Origin of the sequence: Cognatundibacterium rivi (assembly GCF_018139565.1) — a bacterium.
GTDB classification, from domain to species: Bacteria; Pseudomonadota; Gammaproteobacteria; order Burkholderiales; family Burkholderiaceae_D; genus Undibacterium; species Undibacterium rivi.
The window spans coordinates 162,613-186,746 of sequence record NZ_JAGSPK010000002.1; the positions used below are offsets into that span (position 1 = coordinate 162,613).

Consider the following 24,134-nt stretch of genomic DNA (forward strand, 5'->3'; position numbering starts at 1 on the left):
TATTTATGTCTTCTACTTATCAACGTATCGTTTTAGCTTCCCGTCCACAAGGTAACGTCAGGGCAGACAATTTCCGTCTTGAGACCTTGCCGCTGCCAGAAATTAAGGATGGCGAGGTATTAGTCCGCAATCATTTCTTATCGCTCGATCCGTATATGCGTGGTCGTATGGAGGAAACGAAAAGTTACGCTGCACCACAGCCTTTAAATGAAACCATGATCGGTGGCACGGTCGGCGAGATCATCGCCAGCAAAAATCCGCGCTTCGCTGTTGGTGACAAAGTGCTGGGCATGTTGGGCTGGACAGAAGTGGCGGTATCCGATGGTGCATTATTGCGCCGGCTCGATGCCGCGTCGCCGATACCTTTATCGGCTTACCTGGGTGCGGTGGGTATGCCGGGCCTGACCGCGTGGTATGGACTGACGCAAATCATGCAGCCGAAAGCCGGGGAAACGGTGGTCGTTTCTGCTGCCAGTGGTGCGGTTGGCAGCGTGGTCGGGCAATTGGCGAAACAAATGGGCTGCCGCGTGGTTGGCATAGCCGGTGGCGCTGAAAAATGTGCTTACGTGGTGAACGAACTGGGTTTTGATGCTTGCGTTGACTATAAAGCGGGCAAGCTGGACGCTGATCTGGCAGCCGCAACGCCGGATGGGATTGACGCTGTATTTGAAAACGTCGGCGGCGACGTGTTTGATGCGAGTCTGGCGCGTATGAACCCGTTTGGCCGTATCGCCATGTGCGGCATGATTTCTGGCTACAACGGTGAGCCGATTGCCATTAAAAATGCGCGTGCATTTCTGACGATGCGTTTGACGATGCGTGGTTTTATTGTGTCGGAGCACATGGATTTATGGCCGCAGGGTTTGAAAGAACTGGGGACGCTGGTGGCAACCGGAAAATTGAAATTCCGCGAATCCATCGCTGAAGGTATTGCGCAAGCGCCGGATGCATTTATCGGTCTGCTGAAAGGCCAGAACTTTGGTAAACAGCTTGTTAAGCTGAGTTAAAACGTAGTCAAAAAATAGATTCAAAAATAAATTCATAAATCATTCCAACAATTGTGTGATCAGGAAATGAACTTCCTGTTTCATTCGTAAAAATCAGGAGACAAAATGAAAGTATTGAAAGACCGAGTCGCCGTCATTACCGGTGCTGCCAGCGGTTTTGGCCGTGAATTTGCATTGATCGGTGCCCGTCTGGGCATGAAGCTGGTACTGGCGGATGTACAGCAAGATGCATTGGAGAAGACAAAGGCTGAGATGGAGCAGCTTGGTGCGCAGGTGATCGCCATGCGTTGTGATGTCCGTCATGCCGAACAGGTGCAGGCGCTGGCGGATGCTGCGATGGAAAAATTCGGTGCAGTTCATCTGGTCTTTAATAATGCCGGTGTCGGCTCTGGCGGCCTGGTCTGGGAAAATACCCAGGCCGACTGGGAATGGGTATTGGGCGTGAATTTGTGGGGCGTGATACATGGTGTTCGTATCTTTACCAATCTGATGCTGGAGTGTGCAAAAAAAGATCCGGAATACGAAGGACATATCGTCAATACAGCATCGATGGCCGGTATGCTGAATGCGCCGACCATGGGTGTTTATAATGTTTCCAAGCATGCAGTTGTGTCGCTGACTGAATCGCTGTATCAGGATCTGAAGCTGGTTGCTGCACCGATAGGCGCTTCCGTACTTTGCCCTTATTTTGTACCGACCGGTATTTCGCAATCACACAGAAATCGTCCGGAAGACGTTCCCGGTGCAGCGCCAACGGCCAGTCAGCGTGCCGCACAAGCGATGTCGGATAAGGCAGTCAGCTCAGGCAAAGTGACGGCGCAGGAAGTGGCGGAAAATACGTTTAAAGCGATCAGCGAAGAACAGTTCTACGTGTTCTCGCATCCGGGGGCTTTAAGTAATGTGCAGGAACGCATGGAAGATATCGTCTTGCAACGCAATCCGGGTGACCCGTACAAGGCAGCACCGCATATCCGCGATATGCTCAGAGAAAAGCTGAAGGTATCAATCAGTTAAAAAAACAGAGCAGAACAATCCTTCAGCAAAATGAGTTGGGGCAGGTCGCTGTGAGCACGAAGAGCGCAGACTCAGGTGCTGATAGTGCCTCCCTTGACGCTACCATTTTCAGATAATCCGGAGACACGATGACCGTAACGATAAAGGCAAATCAATTTGCCACTGTAGATAATGGTACCCGCCTGCATTACGCCAGCGCTGGTCAGCAGGGGCAACCGCTGATCTTATTTGTACATGGCTTTCCTGAATTTTGGTACGAATGGGCTGCGCAGTTACCCGAATTTGGTCGGGATTATTTTGCAGTTGCACCGGATTTGCGTGGTTTTAATTTATCCGATATGCCCGCCGATCTGAGCGCTTACAAAGCAAAGCATATCGTCGATGATTTGCGCTTGCTGATACAGCATCTGGGTTATCAGAAAGCGATTGTGGTCGCGCATGACTGGGGTGGTGCGGTGTGCTGGAATATGGCCATCGCCTTACCGGCGATGATAGAAAAACTGATCATTATTAATTCCCCGCATCCTTATCTGTTTATGCAGGCGCTGGCGAATGATCCGGCACAAAAGGCTGCCAGCGAATACATGAACTGGTTGCGCAAGCCTGACTCTGAAGTCGCTCTGGCAAAAGATGATTTTGCGTTGATGGATGGTTTTTTTAACGGTATGGGGCAGGCACCAGCGATCTGGTTTGACGACGCAACCCGTGCGCAGTATCACGATTGCTGGCGCAAGGGCTTGTCAGGCGGCGTGAATTATTACCGCGCTTCGCCGCTGCACCCGCCTACCGCTGAAAATCAGGGGCCTTTGCAATTACATCTGAATCCGGATGATTTCAAGGTCAACGTACCGACCCGCATTATCTGGGGCGAGAACGATAAAGCCTTGCCGAAAACCCTGTTGGATGGGATCGAGGATTTCGTTGCCGATGTTCGCGTTGAACGCATCGCTGAAGGTTCGCATTGGATTATTCATGAGCAGCCTGAACGCATCAATCAACTGATACGGCGGTTTCTTACTGAATAAGTGTGTGCATCCGCTGCATCAGCTGATGCGGTGACAATGATGCAGCGTAGTGATTTTTAGCAGGGATTCATGATGGCAAGATCTGATTTTTCTTTTTTTCATGCCTTACGAGTACGCTGGTCGGAAGTCGATATGCAGGCGATCGTCTTTAACGGCCATTACCTGACTTATTTTGATGTCGCCTTTACCGAATACTGGCGCGCCACAGGTTTGCCCAGCGCAATCACCCAGGCCAAAGAAGGCAAAGAATTGTTTGCCCGCAAGGCCGGCATAGAATATCTGGCGTCCGCCAGGTTTGATGATGTGCTGGACATAGGGGTGCGTTGTCATGCAATTGGGCGCTCGTCCGTCCAGTTTGTGATTGAAATTTTCCGGGGTGAAGAACATCTGATTTCCGGTGAATTAACTTATGTGTACGCCGATACCACACTGCGCAAGGGAGTTGCATTTCCGGCAGATTGGCGTGCGATAATCACCAGCTTTGAAAAATTGAAACCAGTAGAGTGACTTGTGATGATGACTCCCGCACGCATTGTTTTAGGTGATTGGACTACCTTGCAAAAAGACGCACAGGCAGTACGTTATTCCGTTTTTGTGATTGAGCAGCATATTCCCGTCGAGTTGGAATGGGATGTAATGGATGCCCAGTGTCTGCATGCTGTTGCTTACGATGAACAGAATCAGGCGATAGGCACAGGTCGTTTGCTGCCTGACGGTCATATTGGTCGCATGGCTGTGTTGGAATCCGCCCGTAATTCCGGTGTCGGTGCGCAGATACTGCGTATCCTGATGGAGCAGGCAAAACTGCGCGGAGATACCGGTGTGCGATTGAATGCGCAGCAGACAGCTGAAAATTTCTACGTGAAAGAGGGATTTTCGCGTGATGGTGAGGTCTTTATGGAAGCTGGCATTCCACACGTGTCGATGTCTCATCCCTTGTGAACTGACGAGGTAATGAATGGCAGCTTGGGGGACTCCCTTGCCTGACCCTGCAGAAAGCACGCCTTTGTAAAAACCGATGGCATCCTTAAAAAGCGCACTGTGTAGACGGTGCGCTTTTTTATTTGTGTCACGCACCCTTCATAAATCTGATGCCGGACGGAGACAGCATCCTGGCAAAAATATTTTCGTACGGCGTATTTTCATATTTAAATTGACAAATATTAATATGTTATTAAATATGGTGTTAGATTTATAAGTATTAATAAATTACATTAACGTATATAGGCAGTAGACGACAGTAGACGATAAAAAAAACGATTCAGATAGTGAGCTACACCGTATCAGACATTGAGTATTTCAGTATTCATTTCATTATCGGGAGACACAAATCATGAGAATTGAAGACACCAAAGTATCAAGTCGCTTAATCGCCGGATTTGGTCTGGTATTGAGTTGTTTGTTAATCGTGCTCGTGCTGGGTATCAGCTATCTGCATCAGATGAACAAGCGGATGGAGCAAATCGTTCACTTTAACGATGAGGAAATACGGTTGGCGCAGAGTATGTATCTGACGGTCACTGAGAGAGCATTGGCACTGCGGAATTTGCTACTGCTGACTGAACAAAAAGAGATACAGATAGAAGTGGACCGTATTGCTGCCCAGAATAAAAAATACCATGAGGCAGAGGATAAATTAGAGCAACTCATGAAGCGGGATAGCGAAACTAATGATGCACAACTTAGTTTGTTAAATAAAATCCGTGAACAGGCAACATTATCTGAGCCTTTCATTGCTAAAAGTCTGCAATTAATTCAGCAGGGTAATAAAGATGATTCTTATAAGCTACTGCGCTATGAATATCGTCCGGTACAAAAGAAATGGTGGGAACTGATCAATGATTTTGTCGTAGATCAGGAAAAAGAGAATAAAGAAGCCGTCATTAAAGCAGAATCAGATTATCGTGACGCACGAAAAATGCTGATCATATTGGGGTTGCTGGCGATCCTGGTTGGTGTTGTTGCTTCGTGGCTGATTATACGTAGCCTGCTGAGGCAGTTAGGTGGCGAGCCACGTTATGCAGTAAAAATTGCCGAAAAAATAGCCGCAGGGGATCTGAGTGTCGATATACAACTGGCCGCTGGCGACGAGCATAGCCTTATGCACGCAATGCGTGTCATGCGTGATGGCCTCGCTGATATTGTCGGTATGGTGCGTGCAGGTACCGAAACGATAGCGTCAGCCTCAAAACAGATTGCTTCTGGAAATCTGGATTTATCTTCCCGTTCAGAACAACAGGCCAGTTCGCTGGAAGAAACGGCTTCTTCAATGGAAGAGCTGACGTCAACCGTGAAGCAGAATACCGATAGTGCGCGTCAGGCCAATCAACTTGCGGTGTCCGCTTCAGATGTTGCTGTTAAAGGCGGTACCGTTGTTGCCGAGGTCGTCCAGACGATGGGCTCGATCAACGAATCGTCGCGCAAGATTGTCGACATCATCGGGGTTATTGATGGCATCGCTTTTCAGACCAATATCCTCGCGCTGAACGCCGCCGTTGAGGCTGCCCGCGCAGGTGAACAGGGGCGTGGTTTTGCCGTGGTTGCGACAGAGGTAAGAAGTCTTGCGCAGCGTTCGGCTGAAGCTGCCAGAGAGATTAAAAAGTTGATTGATGATTCGGTCAGTAAGGTGGAAATTGGTGCGAAACTGGTTGATCAGGCGGGATCGACCATGGTCGAAATCGTCAATAGTATTCAGCGCGTGACCAGCATCATGAGTGAAATTATGATGGCGACGCAAGAGCAAACCGCAGGCATAGAACAAATCAATGAAGCCATCGTTCAGATGGATGATGTGACGCAGCAAAATGCTGCATTGGTGGAGCAAGCCGCAGCTTCAGCCTCGGCTTTGCAGAATGAGGCAGATCATCTCAGCCAGCTTGTCAGTACATTTCAGCTCGCGAATATGACGTCGATGACAGCGATGACAGCGATCCCGCTTGCTGGCGCTGAACCGGTCACAAAGCGTGCAACCACGACTTTGCCTGGTAAAAAAGCGGCTGTGGCGAGGGCGCAGACCTCAAGTATTAAAAGACTGAGACAGGTGAATGATGCTGCTCCCGAAAAAAAAGCAGCGTCAGATGCCTGGGAAGAGTTTTGATGATTGGAAATCCGTTAAGATCAATTTAAATCGATTTAAATTGATGTCGGGTAAAAAGGGAGAGACTATTCTCCCTTTTTTCAAACGGTGGCAACCAGTGTGGCAGCACACAGTACTAATCCACCTGCGATGCGCTCCGTGATTAAGGCATATTTTTCTTGTGTCGCCCAATGGCTGGCTTTGCTTGCCAACACGCCATATCCCAGCAAAATAAAAAATTCAGGAATGATGGAGCAGAGCGCCAGAATCAGCATTTGCAAACCGACTGTTTCATGCTGATCGATAAACTGCGGCAGGATGGCAACAAAAGTCAGCAAGATCTTGGGATTGGTCAATTGCAGGCTAAGAGCGCTGAAAAAGATGCGGCTGCCTTTTTGTGGCGGCCCGTCCAGTCTGGAAATGCTGATGGGAGAAGGCTTCCCAAGTATTGCCGATAAACCCAGATAGACCAGATAAGCCGCGCCAAGATATTTGATTCCCATGAACAGTATCGGCGATGTCAGCAGCAAGCTGCCGATACCGGTCGCCGAGAGCGCAAAGTAAATCGCATTTGCAGTCAGAATCCCTAGCGTGACAAACAAGGATGTCCTCCAGCCGCGGGCAATGCCAACCGCAACAACCATCATGACAGCCGGACCGGGTGAGAGTGACATTGCCGCTTCTGTCGCGGTGAATAAGGCCCAGCTTTCAAGATTCATCGCCACCCTCAGCTACCCCGCACGAAATCGAATAAGGTGTCGAGCACCGCATCAGCCTGTTCTGCCATCAGGTCGTGTCCGCAATTGTCTATCACGGAAGTTTTGCTTTGAGAAATCAGACTACGCAGGCCAGCGATGGCTTTCGGCGGGGTCATCTGATCTTTTTTGCCGAGCAGGAATAAGGTTGGACACCTGACGGATTGCGCAGCGATTTCGCCGTTGCTGTAGGCGTTACAGGCGAAAAAATCCGTGTAAAAAACCAGCTCAGGGTTGATCGCAGAAATACGTTGCATCAGTCGTTTACTGCCACCAAGGACGGAAAATCCAGGCCCTGGACAGGACGGCTTATGCGCAATGCTGCTGTGTGACCAGATGTTCACCATATCAATTGCAGCCTGCTCGTCGTCGCGAGCGGCATTCAACAACAGGTCTGATACTCTCATCGGGTAGGCAGTCCCTATCATGGCCAGATGGCTGACTCTGGCAGGCGCCTGATAACAGGCTTCCAGGGCAATCAGCGAGCCCATGCTATGTCCAGCCAGAGCGGCGCGCTCGATACCGGCAGCATCAAGCAAAGCGATCAGCCAGGTCGCCATCTGCTCTACGCTATTCAGCGCCTGACCTTTGCTGCGGCCATGCCCCGGTAAATCGACAGCGAGCACGTTGTAGCCATGATGGGCGAAATAGCGGGACTGTAAAGCCCAGACGGAATGATCATTCTGCGCGCCATGAATAAACACGATGCTTGGCAGCGCAGGATTGAATGTTTTGCCGCCGGTGTAGCAATAAGCATCTTTGCATTGAATCTGAAACAGCATCTCAGGCTCCTTTCTGAGCAGCTTTCAAGCCGCGTGTCAGGTCTTCAATCAGGTCTTCAACATTTTCCAGACCCACAGATAAGCGCAGTGTTCCTTCCGTGATGCCGGAGGCCTGCAACTGTTCTGCCGGAACACGGAAATGCGTAGTTGAGGCCGGGTGTATCACCAGCGATTTCGCATCGCCGACATTCGCCAGATGTGAAAACACATTCAGCGCTTCAACGAAACGCTGGCCAGCGGCGCGATCACCTTTCAGGTTGAATGAGAAGACAGCGCCGCAACCTTTGGGCAGCAGGGTTTTGGCCAATTCATAGTCGGGATGGGTTTCTAATTCCGGATACGAAACGGCAGCAACAGTCGGATGTTTCACCAGGAAATCAACGATTTTACGGGTATTGGCAACATGTCTGTCCATGCGCAAGCCCAGTGTTTCTATGCCTTGCAGGATGGCGAATGCATTATGCGGGCTCATGCAGGCACCGAAGTCGCGCAATCCTTCGCGTCGTGCTCGCAAAGAAAATGCACCGACAGTCGACTCTTCGGAAAACACCATGCCGTGAAAGCCATCATAGGGTTCGCAAAGCTCGGCAAAACGTCCGGTTCTGTCATGCGCTTTCTGCCAGTCGAATGTGCCGCCATCGACCAGTAAGCCACCAATAGCGGTACCGTGACCGCATAAAAATTTAGTTGCAGAGTGAAAAACCAGATCAGCACCGTGATCAAACGGGCGCAATAAATACGGCGTGGTGAATGTTGAATCCAGCATCAGCGGTAAATCGTGTGCGTGGGCAATGTCTGCGATCAAAGGTATATTCAGCACATCCAATCCGGGATTGCCGAGAGTTTCAGCAAACAAGGTTTTAGTATTTGGTCGTATTGCTGCCCGCCAAGCGTCTGGGTCACGCGGATCAACGAAGGTGGTTTCTATCCCAAAGCGTTTTAAGGTGTATGCGAGAAGGTTATGTGACCCACCATACAAAGCGCGAGAAGCAACAATATGTGAGCCAGCGCCAGCGATGGTTGTTAAGCCCAGATGCAATGCGGCTTGTCCGCTGGCGACGGCAATCCCGGCAACGCCGCCTTCGAGTGCCGCAATCCGTTCTTCGAGTACGGCATTCGTCGGATTCGAGATGCGTGAATAGACATGTCCGGCCCGCTCCATATTAAACAGCGATGCGGCGTGATCCGAATCTTTAAACGCAAACGAGGATGTCAGGTAGATAGGCGTCGCACGTGCGCCTGTTGTTGGGTCGGGTGTCGCACCGGCATGTAAAGAAAGTGTGTCGAATCCGGGATAATGGGGGGCACTCATAAACTCTGGTCTCCGTATTGTGATCAGTCAATGCTACCATTAAGACTGCAAAATGAAATGCCGTTTTCATGTTGAACTTGCTGGATTTTTTGCATGGCTTGCGATACATTGAAAACTGTTTTTAAAAAACAGAATACACAGGAGGGGAGCCCCATGAAAGTTTCGGAAATTCTTCAGGTAAAAGGCAACATCCTTTTCACTATCACACCTGATACGCCGATTGCAGATGCGATCAGTGTCATGGAAGAAAAAGACATCGGTTCTCTGGTTGTGATGGAATACGGTGATCTGGTCGGTATCCTGACCTTCCGCGAAGTTATTCGCGCGATTCATACGAATAATGGTTCTCTCGGAGGTGGTACTGTCCGTAAATATATGGACGACCATCCTATGACGGTCACGCCGGAAACCGAGGTCAACGAAGTACGTCGCATGATGCTGGAAAAACATTCTCGCTATCTGCCTGTCATGGATGCAAAAACGCTGATGGGTGTGATTTCGTTTTATGACGTAGCGCGTGCAGTGCTCGAAGCGCAGAGTTTCGAAAATAAAATGCTGAAAGCGTATATTCGCGATTGGCCCGTTGCTGAAAATGAAGAATAGGTAACCGCCTGATGCCGGTTTGATTCGAAATAACGCCCGCAAATAATCAGATGCGGGCGTTTTTTATTGTCTGGAAAAGGGGAAATTATGCATATCGCCATCGTAGGTGCCGGATTATCCGGACTCACCGCAGCCCGTCAATTGCAATCGCAGGGACATCATGTCACCGTGTACGAAAAAAGCCTGGGTGTCAGCGGGCGCATGAGTACACGACAAACTGAGGTTGGCGGTTTTGATCACGGCGCTCAGTATTTCACCGCGACGTCTGACCGCTTTAAAAAAGAAGTCGCTGATTGGAAAAAACTGGGCTGGGTTGCCGCCTGGGATGCACGTCTGGCAACCTTGGACGCGGGACAAGCTAAGCCTGCGGGACGTAGCTCGACACGCTATGTTGCCGTGCCTGGTATGAATGCACTTGGTAAGCAACTGGCACATGGTCTGGATGTGCGGAAAGAGCAACAAGTGCTGGCGCTGGAGCAGCATGATAAACAATGGCTACTCAAAATTCAGTCAAATACGGTGGCGATTCCAGCGACGGCAGGGCCATTTGACGCGGTCGTACTAGCAATTCCAGCTGATCAGGCGGCGCCTTTACTTGCAGTCGTGCCTAAATTTGCTAAACAAGCGGAACAGGCAAAGCTGGCGCCTTGCTGGACGATGATGCTGGGATTTCAGAATTCTCTGGAACTGCCTTACGATGGTGCCTGGATCAATCAGTCGCGTCTTGGCTGGATCGCCAGAGATACCTCCAAGCCAGAACACCGCGTAGGCGAACGCTGGGTTGCGCACGCAACCCCGGCATGGAGTCTGGAGCATCTTGAGGAAGATCCCGAACGCGCCAAAGAAAAACTATTAAAAGCTTTTCATGAAGCTACCGGATCCTGGGTGCAGCCCATTTATGCGGTTGTTCATCGCTGGCGCTTTGCACAGGCAGAGCATCCATTGGCGCAGGATTGTTTATGGGATGGCAAACTGGGAATCGGCGTCTGTGGCGATTGGTTTGCGGGCGAGCTCGAAGGTAACGGCAGAGTAGAGCACGCTTTCCTCAGCGCACTCGCGCTGGCAAAGACCATTTCCTGATGCGCTGAGAGTGCTGACAACCCCAATTGCAAGGGTTGTCAGCACCGCCAGTCAATTTAATTATTGTTGCAGATAAAAAGTCTGCTGACTCCGAATATTGCGCGCATTTATCACGCGAAAAAATTAAATTTAAGCAGACAGCATTACGTGGCAGATTGCGTTTGACCTTGTGCGCGTTCGCCTGTTTGCAGACGCCATAACGCTGCGTAGCCAGCATTTAATTTCAGTAAATCGTCATGGGTGCCACTTTCGACAATTCGGCCTGCTTCCAGTAAATAAATGCAATCGGCTTGTCGCACTGTTGAGAGCCTGTGTGCGATGACGATGGTGGTGCGGTCACGACTGACAACATCCAGACTGCGCTGTATTGCGGCCTCGGTTTCATTGTCAACTGCGCTGGTCGCTTCATCAAGAATCAGGACCGGTGGATTTTTTAAGATGGCCCGTGCCAGCGCCAGCCGTTGACGCTGACCGCCGGAAAGTTTCTGACCGCGCTCACCGATACGGGTGGCAAAACCCAGCGGCAGCTTACTGATAAATTCAGTGGCTTCCGCGGCCTGAGCGGCAGCGGCAATTGCTGTTTCCGACACGTTGTTTGAGCCGTAGGCAATATTCTCAGCGATGGTGCCATCCGTTAAAAAACTATCTTGTGCAACATAGCCGATCTGACGACGTAAGTCTTGCAGATTGACGCTATCGGTTGCAACGTCATCGATAAAAATTTTTCCGCTTTGAGGAGTGTAGAAGCGCAATAACAGTTTGACCAGCGTTGACTTTCCGGAGCCGGTAGAACCAACGAAGGCGATCGTTTTGCCTGCCGGTATATCGAGACTGATATTGTGTAAGGTTTGTTGCTCGCCATAGGCAAAACCGACGCTGTCGAAACGGATATGTCCCTTTACATCGGTTGCCGGTAAGTGTTGCCCTTCGTAGGCGATGTTGATTTTCGTGTCGAGCAAATTCATGGCGCGGTCAATCGCTGACATTGAGCGTTGATACATGTCTGCGACTTCCGCCAGGCTGGTCATCGGCCATAACAGGCGTTGCGTCAGATAGACCAGTACTGAATATGCGCCGACCGCCAACTCATCATGCAGCGTCAGCCAGCCGCCGTACACCAGTGTTGCGGTAAAGCCGGCCAGAATCGCCATGCGGATCACCGGGGTAATGGCAGCGCTGACCGCAATTGCCCGCGCATTGGCTTCGCGATAAGTATTACTGGCTTCGGCAATATGCTTTTTTTCAAAATCTTCGGTGGCAAACGCTTTGATCGTGGCCAGCCCGAGCAGATTATTGTTCAGACGGGCGCTGACATCGCCAGCGGCCTCGCGGACTTCGGCATAACGCGGCGCCAGCCGTTTCTGGAACCAGAATGCGCCGAACAAAATTGCCGGTACCGGCAACAGAGAAATGATTGCTAACGAAGGTTGCAGCACAAAGAAGACAGCACTGACCATCACGGAAGAGCAGATCACCTGAATGATCTGATTCGCGCCACCGTTCAGAAAACGTTCCATCTGATTGATGTCTTCGTTCAGCACCGACATCAGATTGCCGGTACGCTGATTTTCAAAATACGCCATCTCCAGTTTTTGTACGTGATCGTAAGTGTCCAGTCGTAAATCATGTTGCAGGTTCTGCGCCAGCTTGCGCCATTTCAGCGACAGTAAATATTCAAACCACGATTCGCCCATCCATATAAACGCATTGACGACACCGAGAAACACCAACTGATGCCAGGTTTCCGTAATGCCGAATCCGCCCAGCACACGTTTGGCGAGAAAGCTTTTTTCGCCATTAACAACGATATCGACTGCCACGCCGATCAGTACTTCCGGCAGCACATCAAAAAATTTGTTCAGTATCGAATACAGTGTCGCCAGCCGCAGATCAGTTTTATAAGCACTGGCATAGTGCAGTAATTTTTTAAGAGGATGTATGGCTGACATGATGTTGGACTCAATCAGATTGTAAAAAAAAGGGACTGCATCATACAGTCCCTTCTCGATATGTGACGTTTCGCTATGGCGTCGGAGATCAGTCTTCGCGGCGCAGATGTGGGAACAAAATCACGTCACGGATATTTGGCGAATCGGTGATCAGCATCATCAGACGGTCAATGCCGATACCGCAACCACCGGTTGGTGGCAGGCCGTATTCGAGTGCGCGGATGTAATCAGCGTCGTAGTACATCGCCTCTTCATCGCCCGCATCTTTTGCTGCAACCTGCGCCTGGAAGCGTGCAGCCTGATCTTCGGCATCGTTTAATTCTGAGAAACCGTTCGCAATTTCACGACCCGTCATGAATAACTCGAAACGTTCAGTGATGCCGGGAACGGTGTCAGAAGCACGTGCCAGTGGCGACACTTCAACAGGGTAGTCGATGATATAGGTCGGATTCCATAATTGTGCTTCGGCAGTTTCTTCAAACAGTGCCAGTTGCAAGGCACCAAGTCCGGCAGTAGCAAACGGTTTGACGCCGAACTTCAGTAATTCAGCTTTAATGAATTCAGCATCATGCAATTGTTCTTGCGTGTATTGCGGTGCGTATTTATTGATTGCGCCGACGATAGTCAGGCGTTCAAACGGTTTTGACAGATCAAGTTCTTTGCCCTGATAAGTCAGCACTGCAGTGCCGTGCGCATCTTCAGCCGCTTTACGGATGACTTGTTCAGTGAAGTCCATCAGCCATTTGTAATCAACATAGGCTGCGTAGAATTCCATCATTGTGAATTCAGGGTTGTGGCGTGGCGATACACCTTCGTTACGGAAATTGCGATTGACCTCGAAAACACGATTGAAGCCGCCGACGACCAGGCGCTTCAGATACAGTTCAGGCGCAATACGCAGGTACATTTCCATGTCCAGCGCATTGTGATGCGTGATGAAAGGTTTTGCTGCCGCACCACCTGGAATCACATGCAGCATTGGCGTTTCGACTTCCATGAATTCATGGCTGGCCATGAAGTTGCGGATCGATGTCATTGCTGCAGTACGCGCTTTAAAAGTGCGGCGCGTATCTTCACTCATAATCAGGTCAACATAGCGCTGACGGTATTTGGTTTCCTGATTCGCCAGACCGTGGAATTTATCTGGCAGAGGGCGCAGCGATTTAGTCAACAAGCGCAATGTTGTGACTTTAACAGTCAGTTCATCTGTTTTGGTTTTGAACAGTACGCCTTCAACGCCAAGGATGTCGCCCAGATCGTAATGGCGGAAGGCTTCCATCGCTTCCTCACCGGTTTTATCCAGTGTCACATACAACTGAATGCGGCCATCTGCCTTGATGCCGGACGCGTCTTGCAAGGTCGCGAATGCTGCCTTTTTACCTGCTTCACGCTTGAGCATCATACGGCCAGCAACGCTGACTTCGACATTCATCGCTTCCAGTTCTTCACGGCCTATTGTGCCGTACTGTTCTTGTAAGCTGGCGGCTTTATGTTGCGGACGGAAGTCGTTAGGGAAGGCGATGCCTTTGGTACGGATCGCGTCAAGCTTGGCACGGCGTTCCGCGATGATGGAGTTTTCATCGACCGGTAATTCGCTGGCGGCGGTTTGATTATTCAGTTCTGACATAAGATTTCTCTCGAATTTCTCTCAGTTGTCCGGGCAGTGTTTCTGCCCGTTAGGAGTGTCGGCGCAACTTCGCATGCAGGAAGTTGCGCCATTGTACTTGCTTGTTATGCTCGATTTTTAAACGCCTTGCTTCAGCGAAGCAGCGATGAATTCATCGATATCGCCATCGAGTACGGCTTTGGTGTTACCCGTCTCAAAACCGGTACGCAGGTCTTTGATGCGAGACTGATCGAGCACGTAAGAACGAATCTGATGACCCCAGCCGACGTCGGTTTTGGAATCTTCCAGATTTTGTTTTTCGCTCATACGCTTGCGCAATTCGAGTTCAAACAATTTCGCTTTCAGCATTTCCCAGGCTTCCGCACGGTTGCGATGCTGGCTGCGATCGTTCTGGCATTGAACAACGATACCTGATGGACCGTGCGTCAGACGAACGGCGGAATCCGTTTTATTAATATGCTGACCACCGGCACCCGAGGCGCGATACGTATCGGTGCGCACATCGGCCGGGTTGATGTCGATCTCAAATGAATCGTCGACTTCAGGGTAAACGAATAAGCTTGAGAATGAAGTGTGACGTCCGTTATTTGAGTCAAACGGCGATTTTCGTACCAGACGATGCACGCCTGTTTCGGTGCGCAGGAAACCATACGCATAGTCGCCTTCGACTTTCAGGGTAGCTGTCTTGATACCAGCAACATCACCATCGGATTGTTCAAGAATTTCGACCTTGAAGCCTTTGCGTTCGCAATAACGCAGATACTGACGTAACAACATTGATGCCCAATCCTGAGCCTCGGTACCACCGGCACCCGCCTGGATGTCGATGAAGCAGTTGTTCGGGTCCATAGGGTTGTTGAACATGCGGCGGAATTCCATGCCTTCGACCAGCTCGCGCAAATGCTGTGCGTCGGTTTCGATGGATTCCAGCGTATCGTCGTCGTTTTCCTCTTTCGCCATAGCGAACAGGTCGTTCGCATCGCGCAGGCCGGATTCTGCTTCGGTCAGCGTGTTGACAACAGCTTCAAGGGATTTTTTTTCTTTGCCCAGATCCTGTGCGCGCTTAGGATCATTCCAGACCGTCGGGTCTTCTAATTCGGCGTTAACTTGTTCGAGTTTCTCTGACTTGATATCGAAGTCAAAGATACCTCCGAAGTTCGGCTTCACGGACCGTCAGGTCGGCAAGCAGGGATGACAGACTATTGAGGCGTTCGGCTTCCATGATATTAGCTTTTCTTATGCAATCAAACCTTGCATTATACCTTGTACCGCGCCAAGAATACTGAATTTGCCTGCCTGCGGATGTTTATCTGATGTGCTTGCGCATTGTTGCGTTACCAGACGGAAGTTGTGGTCGTTGGTTTTGCGTGGCGATGACTTTCAAACCATTTTGCCAGATGGTCTTTAAAGCAGCTTGGGCAAATATGATATTGAGTGAGTTTCGACTGGCCGCCGTTCGGAAATGATTCTTCTTCTTCCATAGAAATCGTGGTGTTAATTTTCTCGTATTCTTTTGTGCCCCAGTTTTCATCCCACAGAGATTCTGCGCCACAGACATCGCAGGTAAGCTTGTCAAAAACTTCTTCAGTGTGTTCAAGAATCAGAACCGTTTTCATGTGTTTCATATTTCCTCCGTTGGATGATGTTGGAATCGAAGCAGCGATGAATTGATTCTACCTCAGCCAATTGTGGTGAAGTGTCAGAAAAAGAAAAAAGCTGCAGAGCGGTGATGCTCGCAGCTTTGAAATGCCCCTTTGCCAGCTTGTGCAGAATTATGGCCGTCTGCCCGATTTCGCTGGGCTGGCTTTCGGTTTTGCTGATTTGTAAGCCAATGGTGGGCGTGCAGTTGTTGATGGGGTCGCCCGAGGTGTGGTCGTGGCATTGCTACGCGCAACTGGCTTTTTGCCGTAGGTATTGATTTTGGGTGCAGCTACGCGTCGCCCGTTGGCTACACCGCTTTCATCGACAGTGACAGGGATTGCAGGCTGACGAGGCGGTATCAGATGACGCGGGCTGCTGCCAATCAGATCGCGCCGCCCCATGCGTACCAGGGCTTCGTGGATGATTTCCCAATTTTCCGGCGCATGATAGCGCAGGAGAGCTTTATGCAGTTTCCGGATTTTCCCTGAACGCGCTGTTTCCACGACTTCAGAATCTGCCGTGATTTTTTTGAGCGGATTTTTGCGGGTGTGATACATCGTTGTCGCCAGTGCCATCGGCGTTGGCATAAACGTCTGCACCTGATCAAGTTTGAAATCGTTTTTCTTGAGCCAGATCGCGAGATTTACCATGTCTTCATCGGTGGAGCCCGGATGTGCGGCAATGAAATAAGGAATCAGATATTGTTCCTTATTCGCTTCGCGCGAATATTTTTCAAACATCTGCTTGAATTCATCGTAGCTGCCGATGCCAGGCTTCATCATTTTCGATAAAGTATCCGCCTCAGTATGTTCAGGTGCGATTTTTAATAAACCGCCGACGTGATGCGTCACCAGTTCTTTCACATATTCCGGGGAACGTACAGCGAGGTCGTAGCGCAGCCCGGAACTGATCAGAATTTTTTTCACGCCCGGTATCGCGCGTGCCTTGCGATAAATCGAGATTAATTTGCTGTGATCGGTACCGAGATTTGTACAAATGGACGGATAAACGCAAGAAAGCCGACGACAGGATTCTTCGATTTTTTTATCTTTGCAGGCAAGGCGATACATATTCGCAGTTGGGCCGCCCAGATCAGAGATGGTGCCGGTAAAGCCTTTAACTTTGTCGCGAATTTCTTCGATTTCACGAAGAATAGAAGGTTCTGAGCGGCTTTGTATGATGCGACCTTCGTGCTCGGTAATGGAGCAGAATGTGCAACCGCCAAAACAGCCGCGCATGATGTTGATGGAAAATCGTATCATTTCCCAGGCTGGAATGCGGGCTTTACCATAGGACGGATGCGGCGCACGTGCATAGGCGCGATCGTAGACTCCGTCCATTTCATCCATTGCCAGCGGCAGCGGTGGCGGATTCAGCCATACATCGCGTTCACCATAGCCTTGTCGCAGCGCTTTGGCATTGCCAGGATTCGCTTCCAGATGAAATACGCGCGATGCATGCGCGTACATTATCGGATCATCCTTGACTTCATCGAACGATGGCAGGCGTATCACCGATTTGTGCTGCTTGTTCTTCAGCATTAACTGACGTTCTTCACGGCTCATCATACGCACTGCCTGTTGCTTAACGACGTCCGTCTTCACTTCCGTTGCCACCGCAGTTTGTGCAAGATTGGCGTCCGTTGTGCTGTCACTTTCACCAGTAGCACATTTCGCGCCTTCTTGCGGTGTCATCGCATACGGGTCTGTGTGCGCATCGATTTTGCCCGGTGTATCGACTTTAACGGAATTGATTTCCACCCATTCTTCATCTGGCAACCAGCCACGCGGCACCATAAATGCCGTTCCGCGCAAATCACGAATTTCTTTAATCGGTTCACCTGCTGCCAATCTGTGCGTCAGGTCGATCAGTGCCCGTTCGGCGTTACCGAATAACAGTATGTCTGCCTTCGAGTCTGGCAAAACAGAGCGCCGCACTTTATCTGACCAGTAATCGTAATGCGCGATCCGGCGCAGACTGGCTTCAATACTGCCGATGACAACGTTGGCATCCGGAAAAGCTTCGCGGGCGCGCTGTGCATACACGACCAGCGCGCGGTCAGGGCGTTTGCTACGATCACCATCGGGTGTGTAGGCATCTTCAGAACGGATTTTTCTGTCGGCGGTATAGCGATTGACCATGGAATCCATATTGCCGGCGGTGACGCCGAAATACAGATTCGGCTTGCCAAGAGCGCGGAAAGCATCTGCAGAATGCCAGTCTGGCTGGCTGATGATGCCGACACGAAAACCCTGATGTTCGAGTACGCGACCGATCAGCGCCATACCGAAGCTTGGGTGGTCGATATAGGCGTCACCGGTGACCAGAATGACGTCACAACTGTCCCAGCCAAGCGCATCCATTTCAGCGCGTGACATAGGAAGAAAAGGTGCAGCGTTATCACCACCGACTTCAGGGCGGAAACGTGGGCGTGAGAAGAGATTTTTAGGCAAAGGATTCATGGGCGCGATTGTACCGGAAAGCCTGCAAGCTTGCCTGTAGAGCGCCGAATTTATGCTGAAGAATCAAACGCTTGCGTATTTTAAATGGCGCCTTAGGTAGGCTTTGGATTCGTTTCAGGTGCGTAAAAGTCGGTCTGTTTCGGTATTTTTGTGTCTTGGCACCCATTTCAATTGCAATTGGGGTAAAGACTGCATCAGTTCTTGCGCTTGATAGCGATAAGTGGATAGCAGCTTGGATGCCTTCGCCTCGCTGGCCAGAACATCGTTAATGACAACCTGGCTGTCGCCACGCAGCAGTATCGTTTGTGTTTCTGGTTGCGTCACATGTTGTGCCAGCAGCGTCAAGGCGGCGATCAGCGCCTGATATTCGGCGTCGCTGCTGTCGCCGTGGCCAATGTTGGCAGTGTGTTGTGTGACTTCGCCATCAGGACTATGCAGTATGCAGGCGATTTTGCAGTTGCCGGGATTCGGTTTCGCTGAACCGTCAAACCAAGCCAGCCAGTCGGCTTCGCGGGAATTTTTCAGAGCAGAAGATGGAAGCATAAAAGGGCGCTTGAATAGCGTTAAAAGGCAGCTCAATTGCCCATTATATTCTGCGATCAGCGCATGCTGACCAGATTGCGCCATTGCTGGCGTGTCGCTGTATGATCCTGCATTATTAAAAATCAAAAGAAGCACCATACAATGAAACCAGATCACCTCAGGATGCCGATTCCTTTTGTCGCTGCATCTGATTATGCACAGACCGATGCCTGGGTGCAGGCGTTACAGCAGGCGATGCCTGACGAACGCATCGTTGCGTTTGATCGACTATCCGACAATGAAAAGCAAAGTGTGACTGTCGCAATTGTGGCGAACCCCGATCCGGCGAATTTACAGCAACTGCCGGAGCTGAAATGGGTGCATAGCGTCTGGGCTGGCGTAGAAAGGCTGGTCGCCGATCTTGGTCAGAGCAAATTAAAGATCGTGCGTTTAGTCGATCCGCAGTTGGCAGAAACGATGGCAGAAGCAGTGCTCGCCTGGACTTTATATCTGCACAGGGATATGCCGGCTTATGCGCAACAACAAAAAAACAGCCAGTGGCAGCCACGGGAATATATCCGGCCACAAGCAAAAACGATCAGCTTGCTTGGGCTGGGAGCGCTGGGCGAGGCGGCGGCGAAACGCTTGCTGGCAGCAGGTTTTCAGGTGTGCGGATGGAGCCGTAGTCAGAAAAATATCGCCGGGGTTGATTGTTTTTCAGGCGAATCAGGATTGTCGGCGATGTTCGCCAGAACCAGTATTCTGGTTTGCCTGTTGCCACTGACACCGGACACCAAAGGCTTGTTGAATGCCGCGCGGATGGCGCAGTTACCTAAGGGGGCGTCACTAGTGAATTTTGCCCGAGGTGCGATTGTGCAGGATGCAGATTTGCAGGCGGCACTGGATTCTCGTCATCTGCAGCATGTGGTGTTGGATGTGTTTGAAGCAGAACCGTTACCCGCAGCAAGCTGGCATTGGCAGCACCCACAGGTCACAGTGTTACCGCATATCTCTGCCCCCACAGACAAGCAAACCGCCTCGGCGATTGTGGCTGGCAATATTCGCCGTTATCGTGATGATGGCAGTTTGCCAGTATTAGTGGATGTGGCTAAGGGGTATTAAAAAGATTGGGGTGCAAGACTGGCGTACGCAAATTCTCGCTGCGTCACTCAGTGCAAATCGCCTGTGCAACCGCGATGCAACAAGATTGAAACAGCTTTGCGGGTTTCACGCATGATTGTTGTGAAATGCATTGCGTAAAAATATTGAGATAATGTAAAGTCTTCCTCTTTGTTTTCCGCTGCTTGTTGTCATTGTTGGCGGTTGATTGATTTTCGTTTGCGTATTTTGTCTCCGAACCTAGCATGAGTTACCTGTCGCCCGAATTTGCTGTTTGTTTTTTGTTGTTTCTATTGCTTTACTGGGCGCTGGCACGTTGGAGTTCTGCACAAAAAGTTGCTTTGCTGCTCGCTTCCTACACCATATATGCATCGCTGGACTGGCGTTTCAGCGCTACACTGGCATGCTATACGGCATCGCTATTACTGTTGCTTGCTGCGGCAAAACGCTGGTCGCAGCACAGAAAAAAACTGACTGTTGTTGGTGTTGCCGCGTCGGTGATTAATCTGGCGGTTTTTAAATATTTTGATTTTTTTCGCGAGGGCTTTCAGCTCGCCGCCGGTGCGTTACAGTCAGATTGGGTGATTCCTGCACTGGATATTATTCTGCCAGTCGGCATTTCGTTTTATACGTTTCAAGCCATTGCCTATATCGTCGCTGTTGGTCGTAACGAACGCGACCCTGCCAGTCCGCTCGATAGCGCTTTGTATCTCGCATTTTTTCCGACTCTGATGGCGGGCCCTATCTGCCGCCCGGATACGCTGCTGGCGCAGATTGAACAAAAATCTGTACGTCAGATTCGGCAGCCTGATCGTATTTTCTGGTTATTACTTTCTGCATTGATTAAAAAAGTCTGGCTGGCAAGCTGGATCGCTTCAACCTGGGTCAATCCTTTGTTTGCGAATCCCGATGCGTACCAAGGCATAGAGCTGTTGTTAGGTATGTACGCGTTTGCGATTCAGATTTATTTTGACTTCAGTGGCTATTCCGATCTGGTCATTGCGATGGCGATGCTGCTCGGATACAAATTAAATCAGAATTTTAATTTACCGTATCTGGCGGTTAACCTGCGTGAATTCTGGCGGCGCTGGCATATCTCACTTTCTACCTGGATACGGGATTACGTCTATATCCCTATGGGTGGAAATCGCGGCGGCTGGTGGGCGACGCAACTGACTATTCTCACTTCTATGCTGATCAGCGGCATATGGCATGGCGCTGCTATTAAATACCTGATCTGGGGGGCATTGCACGGGCTGGGCATGGTTGCGCAAAACGTGTTGGAAAAAATCACGGGGCGCAAAGCGGACGGCTTTCTCAGTGGTGTGATTACATTCCATTTTGTCTGCGTTGCCTGGATATTTTTCCGTGCCGATGGCTGGCAGGAAGCGCTGAATTATCTATCCGGCTTTACTCGTCACGGCGGCGCGATTGAACTCAATGTGCTTGGCGGATGTGCTTTGTTATTGTTATTTTTCTGGGGGTCATATTACTTTGAGCAGGTGCGCGACTGCAGTCTGGGCTTATTAGAAAAAACACCTTTGATATTAAAACCTGTGCTACTTGCTTTTCTGGTGTTACTGATTAATTTGCTAGGACCATCAGGGGTGCCAGCGTTTTTATATTATTCCTATTAAGAGCTTGCATGATGGCGAAGGTCAAAACAAGAGTAAAACCGAAAACCAGTACAGCGTTAAGCGCAACGAAAGCCGATACTGGTTCGATGCCGACATTGGCGGTCATCGCGCTCACGCTGGGTTTATTGTTCTGGTTGCGGCAAGATGCGCTGGATATTTACTGGCAGCAGACGCGGCACGGAGAATTAGGGCTGACGCATTTGTCGGATGCTGAGTTATGGCACAGCGGAACGGACGTCTCCAAAGCAGTATCGCGGACTTTGAATCAGCAAATTGAGGCTTGGACAGAGACTCAGGAGCGCCTGATGCTTGCGACCAATGTCTTGTGGCTGGGTAAATCTGCGCTGGTACAAAAGGATGAGCCAGCACTGGCCGCCGCACAAAAAACACATACGACAAACGGCCTGTCATTGAAGGCGCACGCGGATGGGATTGGCGCCAGTGTATCGACGTCGCCCGTTGCCAGTAAAAAAGCGAATAAAGAGAGTAGCAGTGACGCCGGGCAAAGTCAGAAAGAATCAGATAAGGTCGCCAGCGTAAGCGTTGATACGCAACCGCATACATCTGAAGCTGTGACTGAAACGGAAGAAGCCCGGGCAGTGCCATTGACGCAGTTTGCGTCACTCAATGAAGACGGGCGTATCGTGCTCAGCCCCAGCGACAAAGTCTTGCTGGTCGGTGACTCCATGATGCAGGGCGTGGCGCCGCATGTCGCACGGGCACTGCAAAATGGGAATGTGAAGTCGCTGGATCTGAGTCGTCAGAGTACCGGGCTGACTTATCCCGGTTATTTTGACTGGCCAACAACGATTAAGAACACGATCAGTAAAGAGCGTATTTCGGTGCTGGTGGTATTTCTTGGTGCGAACGATACCTGGGATATGGTGTTCGGCAACAAATATGAACGCTTCGGCAGCGAGAAATGGCAATCGACCTATGCGTCCAGAGTGGAAAGTATCGTCAGATATGCCCATGCGCAGCATATCCGCGTGATCTGGCTGGGCGCACCGAATATGGGGCGGGAAAATATCAATCGTGGTGTGAAGGTCTTGAATCAGTTGTTTTCTGCGGCGATCAAAGATAGCGCTTCGCGTTATTTATCGACCCGTGAACTATTGAGCGATAATGCCGAGACCTATCAGAAAGTGATTACGAGGGAGGACGGAAAAAGTGTGACTGTCCGCAATGAAGACGGCATCCATTTCACCCGTGCCGGACAGAAAATTCTGAGCGATCTGATTTTACGTCAGTTTGCTTTACCAACAGTGAGTAAGCCTTTGTGATCCATCCTTTTTTGTTCGGGCGTCTGGCGTCTGCTCTGCTGACGTTCTGTCTTTTTTCATCCGCCGCAGAGGCGACTGTATTGCAGGATTATGGCGATCCGAATGCAGCGCGGCTCTGGCGTCAACTGGCGGCGCTCGAGCGTGGCGAGAGTAAGGATGTCATTCATATTCTGCAATTAGGTGACTCTCATACCGGTGGCGATTATTTTACCCAGGCGTATCGCGAGCGCATGCAGCAGCGTTTCGGCAATGCAGGCATAGGCTGGATTACTCCGGGTTATGTGAAAAACCAGCGTTCTGCCCAGGTATTGATGAAAATGGCGGGGCAGTGGAATACCCGTATCAGCCGTGCGAATCCGGAAAATTTTCCGCTTGGCGGTGTCGCCAGTATGCCGTCGTCAGGCGCTTACATGGAAATTGTACCGAAGCAGCCTTTGAACGGTGTTTACCGTGTCAGCATATGGTCGCGCAAAGTGTCTGATCAGGCTGCAGGCGGCTGGAAACTGGCTTTTCCCGATGGCGATATCCGCGATTTGGCACCGCCAGTGGGTAATGATTGGCAGGTCAGCTATGTGATCGGCAGTGGCGCGGAGCTGAATAGTTTGTTTCTGCGTTCCGAGGGTAATTCAACAGAGCTGGGCGGTATTGCGATTGATGCGATTGCGCCCGGTGTCAGTGTTGACGCGCTGGGCATCGTCGGCGCGACACAACGGGTAATCAGCCGCTGGCAGCCAGAGGCGGTGCGCGATCAGTTGCGCTGGCGTCGTCCGCAGTTGCTGATTTTGTCGTATGGAACCAACGAGGCGTTTGATAGCAAACCTGACTTTGATGCTTACCGATTGGATTTACAAACAACGATACGACAATTGCGCAGCGCGGCGCCTGAGGCGGCGATTTTGTTGATAGGTGCGCCGAATTCAGCGAAAAAGACCGGGCCTGGCGAGAGTGCAGGGTGTCGCTACAAATTGCCGATGGCATTGCGCACCGTACAGACCATACAGCGTGAAACGGCGGCTGCTGAAAAATTATTGTACTGGGATTGGGCTGCGGCGATGGGCGGTGATTGCGCGATACAACGCTATGCTGAAGCCAACCCGCCATTGGCGCGACCAGATCTCGTGCACTTTACGGAAGATGGTTACGCGCGCAGCGGTAATGCTTTGTATGAAGCGCTGATGCAGAAATATCAGCAGCAGCGTGCTGCCAGATAAATGCGCTGACTGCGGCCAGATGACTGTTT

At 50.6% G+C, this 24,134-nt stretch carries 21 protein-coding genes; 12 read left to right on the plus strand and 9 right to left on the minus strand.

The features are described 5' to 3' along the window. Positions 1–5: 5 nt before the first annotated feature. The 6 genes from KDM87_RS05090 to KDM87_RS05115 all read left to right on the plus strand — a co-directional run bounded on the left by KDM87_RS05090 (position 6) and on the right by KDM87_RS05115 (position 6,143). Positions 6–1,007 (plus strand): NADP-dependent oxidoreductase, encoded by a 1,002-nt coding sequence (locus KDM87_RS05090; RefSeq protein WP_212678083.1) that lies wholly within the window; start codon positions 6–8, stop codon positions 1,005–1,007. A 105-nt stretch (positions 1,008–1,112) separates the two neighbouring features. Further along, positions 1,113–2,021 carry an SDR family oxidoreductase gene (locus KDM87_RS05095; protein ID WP_212678084.1) on the plus strand — a complete coding sequence of 303 codons (909 nt, stop codon included), beginning with the start codon at positions 1,113–1,115 and terminating at the stop codon, positions 2,019–2,021. A gap of 128 nt (positions 2,022–2,149) precedes the next feature. Further along, positions 2,150–3,046, plus strand: coding sequence for an alpha/beta fold hydrolase (locus KDM87_RS05100; protein ID WP_212678085.1), 897 nt, complete (start codon positions 2,150–2,152; stop codon positions 3,044–3,046). A gap of 69 nt (positions 3,047–3,115) precedes the next feature. Further along, positions 3,116–3,553 carry an acyl-CoA thioesterase gene (locus KDM87_RS05105; protein ID WP_230407604.1) on the plus strand — a complete coding sequence of 146 codons (438 nt, stop codon included), beginning with the start codon at positions 3,116–3,118 and terminating at the stop codon, positions 3,551–3,553. A 6-nt stretch (positions 3,554–3,559) separates the two neighbouring features. Continuing rightward, a complete protein-coding gene (locus tag KDM87_RS05110; protein ID WP_329604898.1) occupies positions 3,560–3,988 on the plus strand; it encodes a GNAT family N-acetyltransferase in 429 nt (142 codons plus the stop codon). Positions 3,989–4,379: 391 nt separating this feature from the next. Next, positions 4,380–6,143, plus strand: a complete 1,764-nt coding sequence (locus tag KDM87_RS05115) for a methyl-accepting chemotaxis protein (RefSeq protein ID WP_212678086.1) — start codon at positions 4,380–4,382, stop codon at positions 6,141–6,143. A gap of 80 nt (positions 6,144–6,223) precedes the next feature. Here the strand turns inward: KDM87_RS05115 and KDM87_RS05120 are convergent, their stop codons facing one another. Genes KDM87_RS05120 through KDM87_RS05130 form a run of 3 tightly spaced genes read right to left on the minus strand, consistent with a single transcriptional unit; the run spans position 6,224 to position 8,971 of the window. Continuing rightward, entirely contained in the window at positions 6,224–6,841 is a 618-nt protein-coding gene (locus KDM87_RS05120) for a LysE family translocator (RefSeq protein ID WP_212678087.1), read from the minus strand. 8 nt (positions 6,842–6,849) lie between these two features. Further along, complete coding sequence (locus tag KDM87_RS05125) at positions 6,850–7,659, minus strand: alpha/beta fold hydrolase (protein WP_212678088.1); 810 nt, start codon at positions 7,657–7,659, stop codon at positions 6,850–6,852. 1 nt (position 7,660) lies between these two features. Then, on the minus strand, positions 7,661–8,971 hold the full coding sequence (locus KDM87_RS05130; RefSeq protein ID WP_212678089.1) for an O-acetylhomoserine aminocarboxypropyltransferase: 1,311 nt from the start codon (positions 8,969–8,971) through the stop codon (positions 7,661–7,663). A 153-nt stretch (positions 8,972–9,124) separates the two neighbouring features. Between KDM87_RS05130 and KDM87_RS05135 the strand changes: the two genes are divergently transcribed. Both KDM87_RS05135 and KDM87_RS05140 read left to right on the plus strand, forming a co-directional pair. Next, positions 9,125–9,574 (plus strand): CBS domain-containing protein, encoded by a 450-nt coding sequence (locus KDM87_RS05135; RefSeq protein ID WP_212678090.1) that lies wholly within the window; start codon positions 9,125–9,127, stop codon positions 9,572–9,574. Positions 9,575–9,661: 87 nt separating this feature from the next. Next, positions 9,662–10,654: an NAD(P)/FAD-dependent oxidoreductase gene (locus tag KDM87_RS05140; protein ID WP_212678091.1), complete on the plus strand. Its 993-nt coding sequence runs from the start codon at positions 9,662–9,664 to the stop codon at positions 10,652–10,654. A gap of 143 nt (positions 10,655–10,797) precedes the next feature. Here KDM87_RS05140 and KDM87_RS05145 read toward each other — a convergent pair whose 3' ends face one another. From KDM87_RS05145 to KDM87_RS05170, 6 genes are all read right to left on the minus strand, one after another. Further along, positions 10,798–12,603: an ABC transporter ATP-binding protein gene (locus KDM87_RS05145; protein ID WP_212678092.1), complete on the minus strand. Its 1,806-nt coding sequence runs from the start codon at positions 12,601–12,603 to the stop codon at positions 10,798–10,800. A gap of 88 nt (positions 12,604–12,691) precedes the next feature. Beyond that, on the minus strand, positions 12,692–14,230 hold the full coding sequence (lysS, locus tag KDM87_RS05150; RefSeq protein WP_212678093.1) for a lysine--tRNA ligase: 1,539 nt from the start codon (positions 14,228–14,230) through the stop codon (positions 12,692–12,694). Between the two features lie 117 nt (positions 14,231–14,347). Then, positions 14,348–15,452 (minus strand): peptide chain release factor 2 gene (prfB, locus tag KDM87_RS05155; protein ID WP_212678094.1). Its coding sequence is split into 2 segments (ribosomal slippage): positions 14,348–15,370 and positions 15,372–15,452, totalling 1,104 coding nucleotides; the frame shifts between segments, so codons are not numbered across the junction. A gap of 112 nt (positions 15,453–15,564) precedes the next feature. Beyond that, the gene (locus KDM87_RS05160) at positions 15,565–15,855 is read right to left on the minus strand and encodes a hypothetical protein (protein WP_186885466.1); all 291 of its coding nucleotides are present in this window, start codon (positions 15,853–15,855) and stop codon (positions 15,565–15,567) included. A gap of 147 nt (positions 15,856–16,002) precedes the next feature. Beyond that, on the minus strand, positions 16,003–18,249 hold the full coding sequence (locus tag KDM87_RS05165) for a YgiQ family radical SAM protein (RefSeq protein WP_212678665.1): 2,247 nt from the start codon (positions 18,247–18,249) through the stop codon (positions 16,003–16,005). Positions 18,250–18,447: 198 nt separating this feature from the next. Further along, positions 18,448–18,876, minus strand: a complete 429-nt coding sequence (locus tag KDM87_RS05170) for a reverse transcriptase-like protein (RefSeq protein ID WP_212678095.1) — start codon at positions 18,874–18,876, stop codon at positions 18,448–18,450. Between the two features lie 141 nt (positions 18,877–19,017). On the opposite strand from KDM87_RS05170, the gene KDM87_RS05175 reads away from it, so the two are divergent. The 4 genes from KDM87_RS05175 to KDM87_RS05190 all read left to right on the plus strand — a co-directional run bounded on the left by KDM87_RS05175 (position 19,018) and on the right by KDM87_RS05190 (position 24,105). Further along, positions 19,018–19,977 (plus strand): 2-hydroxyacid dehydrogenase, encoded by a 960-nt coding sequence (locus tag KDM87_RS05175; protein ID WP_212678096.1) that lies wholly within the window; start codon positions 19,018–19,020, stop codon positions 19,975–19,977. A gap of 242 nt (positions 19,978–20,219) precedes the next feature. Beyond that, positions 20,220–21,611, plus strand: coding sequence for an MBOAT family O-acyltransferase (locus KDM87_RS05180; RefSeq protein ID WP_212678097.1), 1,392 nt, complete (start codon positions 20,220–20,222; stop codon positions 21,609–21,611). A gap of 8 nt (positions 21,612–21,619) precedes the next feature. Beyond that, positions 21,620–22,894, plus strand: a complete 1,275-nt coding sequence (locus KDM87_RS05185; protein WP_212678098.1) for an SGNH/GDSL hydrolase family protein — start codon at positions 21,620–21,622, stop codon at positions 22,892–22,894. Continuing rightward, positions 22,891–24,105: an SGNH/GDSL hydrolase family protein gene (locus KDM87_RS05190; RefSeq protein WP_212678099.1), complete on the plus strand. Its 1,215-nt coding sequence runs from the start codon at positions 22,891–22,893 to the stop codon at positions 24,103–24,105. The genes KDM87_RS05185 and KDM87_RS05190 overlap by 4 nt, the downstream gene beginning before the upstream one ends. Positions 24,106–24,134: the final 29 nt, after the last annotated feature.

Excerpts from the sequence above, each read along its gene's own strand:
- KDM87_RS05090 (WP_212678083.1), top strand. The coding sequence starts at position 6 with ATGTCTTCTACTTATCAACGTATCGTTTTAGCTTCCCGTCCACAAGGT.
- KDM87_RS05095 (WP_212678084.1), top strand. The coding sequence starts at position 1,113 with ATGAAAGTATTGAAAGACCGAGTCGCCGTCATTACCGGTGCTGCCAGC.
- KDM87_RS05100 (WP_212678085.1), top strand. The coding sequence starts at position 2,150 with ATGACCGTAACGATAAAGGCAAATCAATTTGCCACTGTAGATAATGGT.
- KDM87_RS05105 (WP_230407604.1), top strand. The coding sequence starts at position 3,116 with ATGATGGCAAGATCTGATTTTTCTTTTTTTCATGCCTTACGAGTACGC.
- KDM87_RS05110 (WP_329604898.1), top strand. The coding sequence starts at position 3,560 with ATGATGACTCCCGCACGCATTGTTTTAGGTGATTGGACTACCTTGCAA.
- KDM87_RS05115 (WP_212678086.1), top strand. The coding sequence starts at position 4,380 with ATGAGAATTGAAGACACCAAAGTATCAAGTCGCTTAATCGCCGGATTT.
- KDM87_RS05120 (WP_212678087.1), bottom strand. The coding sequence starts at position 6,841 with ATGAATCTTGAAAGCTGGGCCTTATTCACCGCGACAGAAGCGGCAATG.
- KDM87_RS05125 (WP_212678088.1), bottom strand. The coding sequence starts at position 7,659 with ATGCTGTTTCAGATTCAATGCAAAGATGCTTATTGCTACACCGGCGGC.
- KDM87_RS05130 (WP_212678089.1), bottom strand. The coding sequence starts at position 8,971 with ATGAGTGCCCCCCATTATCCCGGATTCGACACACTTTCTTTACATGCC.
- KDM87_RS05135 (WP_212678090.1), top strand. The coding sequence starts at position 9,125 with ATGAAAGTTTCGGAAATTCTTCAGGTAAAAGGCAACATCCTTTTCACT.
- KDM87_RS05140 (WP_212678091.1), top strand. The coding sequence starts at position 9,662 with ATGCATATCGCCATCGTAGGTGCCGGATTATCCGGACTCACCGCAGCC.
- KDM87_RS05145 (WP_212678092.1), bottom strand. The coding sequence starts at position 12,603 with ATGTCAGCCATACATCCTCTTAAAAAATTACTGCACTATGCCAGTGCT.
- lysS (WP_212678093.1), bottom strand. The coding sequence starts at position 14,230 with ATGTCAGAACTGAATAATCAAACCGCCGCCAGCGAATTACCGGTCGAT.
- KDM87_RS05160 (WP_186885466.1), bottom strand. The coding sequence starts at position 15,855 with ATGAAACACATGAAAACGGTTCTGATTCTTGAACACACTGAAGAAGTT.
- KDM87_RS05165 (WP_212678665.1), bottom strand. The coding sequence starts at position 18,249 with ATGTCACGCGCTGAAATGGATGCGCTTGGCTGGGACAGTTGTGACGTC.
- KDM87_RS05170 (WP_212678095.1), bottom strand. The coding sequence starts at position 18,876 with ATGCTTCCATCTTCTGCTCTGAAAAATTCCCGCGAAGCCGACTGGCTG.
- KDM87_RS05175 (WP_212678096.1), top strand. The coding sequence starts at position 19,018 with ATGAAACCAGATCACCTCAGGATGCCGATTCCTTTTGTCGCTGCATCT.
- KDM87_RS05180 (WP_212678097.1), top strand. The coding sequence starts at position 20,220 with ATGAGTTACCTGTCGCCCGAATTTGCTGTTTGTTTTTTGTTGTTTCTA.
- KDM87_RS05185 (WP_212678098.1), top strand. The coding sequence starts at position 21,620 with ATGATGGCGAAGGTCAAAACAAGAGTAAAACCGAAAACCAGTACAGCG.